At 43.2% G+C, this 2,569-nt stretch carries 2 protein-coding genes and 1 tRNA gene; 2 read left to right on the top strand and 1 reads right to left on the bottom strand.

Annotated elements, in window-relative coordinates; all coding sequences use genetic code 11:
- Positions 1–306: thioredoxin fold domain-containing protein (locus CXF78_RS19975; protein WP_180957227.1), on the top strand; the 306-nt coding region annotated here is incomplete at its 5' end.
- Positions 307–421: 115 nt separating this feature from the next.
- Positions 422–2,146 (top strand): single-stranded-DNA-specific exonuclease RecJ, encoded by a 1,725-nt coding sequence (recJ, locus tag CXF78_RS19970; RefSeq protein ID WP_102037740.1) that lies wholly within the window; start codon positions 422–424, stop codon positions 2,144–2,146.
- A 283-nt stretch (positions 2,147–2,429) separates the two neighbouring features.
- Here the strand turns inward: recJ and CXF78_RS19965 are convergent.
- Positions 2,430–2,516 (bottom strand) — tRNA-Leu (locus tag CXF78_RS19965).
- Positions 2,517–2,569: the final 53 nt, after the last annotated feature.

The following is a 2,569-nucleotide window of genomic DNA, read 5'->3' as shown; positions in this document are numbered from 1 at the left end:
GGCTATAATGATTTAGGTATTACGATTCGTTATTTAGCTTATCCTCGTGCGGGCATTCCATCTGCTAATGCAGACGAGATGCAAGCGGTATGGTGTGCTAAAGATCCTTTAAAAGCGATGACAGAAGCTAAAAATGGTGGCAATGTTAAAGCGGCGAGTTGTGATATTGATATTGCAGCGCAGTATAAGTTAGGTATGTCATTCGGTGTTAACGGCACACCAGCGTTGATTTTAGAAAATGGTGTGATGGTACCTGGTTATCAAGCTCCGGCAGACTTATTACGTACGATTGAATCGAATTTATAATTCAGACTAGTAAATCAACTTCGTAAAGCGTGTGCTAAAAACGTAAAATCAAGGTGAGCTTAGGCTCACCTTTTTGTTATGCTCTATTCTCTAATTACCCGTTTAAGGTTGCCTTTTGTCTCATAAAATAGTCCGTCGCCCTCAGGTTGATGATAGTCATTTACCTGCTTCTTTATCGCCATTACTGAAACAGCTCTATGCTCGCCGTGGCGTCAATGAAGATAACTGCGAATTAGTGCTAAGTAAGTTATTGCGCCCAGATACCATGAAAGGGCTTGCAGAAGCCGCTGTGATTATTGCGGATGCTATTGCTGCGCAGCAATCGATTCTGATTGTAGGGGATTTTGATGCTGATGGTGCCACGTCGACTAGTGTGTGTATGCTGGCGCTGAAAATGATGGGGGCTAAGCATGTTGATTACCTTATTCCCAATCGGTTTGATTATGGTTATGGCTTAAGCCCTGAAATTGTTGCGGTGGCTTTTACTAAAAATGCAGATGTACTCATTACCGTTGATAATGGTATTTCGTCAATTGAAGGGGTGGCAGCAGCAAAGTTGCTGGGAATGATTGTTATCGTGACAGACCACCATTTACCTGGCAGCACTTTGCCCAATGCTGATGTTATTGTTAATCCAAATCAGCCCGGTTGTCCGTTTGCCAGTAAGTCTATTGCCGGTGTTGGGGTAGCGTTTTATCTGATGTCTGCTTTACGTGCAGAATTAAGGCAGCGTAATTGGTATCAACAACAGCAAATTACTGAGCCTAATCTGGGCACATTGCTTGATATTGTCGCTTTAGGTACTGTCGCAGATGTTGTGTCGCTAGACACGAATAACCGTATTCTAGTCAATGCTGGTTTGCAGCGAGTCAGAAGTGGCCGCTGTCGTGTTGGCATTACAGCATTGCTTGAAGTGGCTAAGCGGAGTCCTGAAAAGATTGTTGCTGCTGATTTTGGTTTTGCAGTTGGACCTCGGCTCAATGCTGCTGGTCGTTTAGATGAAATGGCACTAGGGGTTGAAACTTTACTGTGTGAAGACATCATGTTAGCCAGAAGAATGGCAGCCGAATTAGATGGATTAAACCAAGAGCGCCGCGAACTTGAAACGGGTATGCAGCAAGAGGCATTAAAGAGTCTATCGAAAGTGTCGCTCAATGAAGAAGATTTGCCGTGGGGTATCGCCATTTTTCAGGAAGATTGGCATCAAGGTGTTATTGGCATTTTGGCCTCACGAATTAAGGATCGTTATCATCGGCCGGTTATTGCCTTTGCCGATGCCGGTGATGGTGCGATAAAAGGTTCTGCCCGGTCGATTAAAGGCCTGCATATGCGAGATTTACTCGAACGCATTAATGGTCTCTATCCTGGAATGATAACCAAGTTTGGTGGTCATGCTATGGCTGCAGGACTATCGTTAAAAGCAGATGTGTTTGAGCAGTTTAAGCAAGCTTATGATGATGCGGTAAGAGAAGTATTAGATTATGAACAGCTGACGGGAGAGTTGCTCTCTGATGGTGAGTTATCGAGCCCATTAATGACGCTTGATACAGCATTTTTATTACGAAATGCAGGACCATGGGGGCAGTCCTTTGAAGAGCCACTGTTTGATGGCGTATTTAAGGTCGTGCAACAGCGTATCGTAGGTGAAAAACACTTAAAATTATTACTTGAGACTGAATGTGGCAGTACGATGTTAGACGGCATTGCTTTTAATGTGGATTTAGCCATATGGCCTGATGCAACCATTAAACATGCTCGTGTGGTCTATAAGCTTGATGTGAACGAGTTTAGAGGAAATCAAACTGTGCAGCTAATGGTGGATTATATTGAGCCCATGTAATCACTGTTTTATGTTGTCGCAGGTTTTCTGGCGAGTTGACGGACTCGTCAGTGAACAAACTGTTTGATGAATCGTAACGAGGTAGCGATATTGTAGGGTTAACATCCAACTGATTTTATTGTCAATGCACTAACTATTAGCGATACAGTAAAGCAATCAAGTTAATATGTTATCTGAGCAGCTAAATAATATGTGGCTTTAACACTCTTCAAAGTGATACAAGCAACAAAAACAAAAAGGCCTCGCAATGCGAGGCCTTTTTGTTAAATCGTATAAAGTTATTTGGTACAGGTGAGAGGACTTGAACCTCCACGCCCTTACGAGCATCAGCACCTGAAGCTGACGTGTCTACCAATTCCACCACACCTGCAAAACATGTATCGCGAAATAACTTTATTCTATTAGTCGCTGTCGCCACCAATG

Source organism: Shewanella sp. 11B5, from assembly GCF_002836795.1.
Lineage (GTDB): Bacteria > Pseudomonadota > Gammaproteobacteria > Enterobacterales > Shewanellaceae > Shewanella > Shewanella frigidimarina.
The sequence above is the reverse complement of the archived record's forward strand: the minus strand, read 5'-3'. Positions and strand labels throughout refer to the sequence as shown.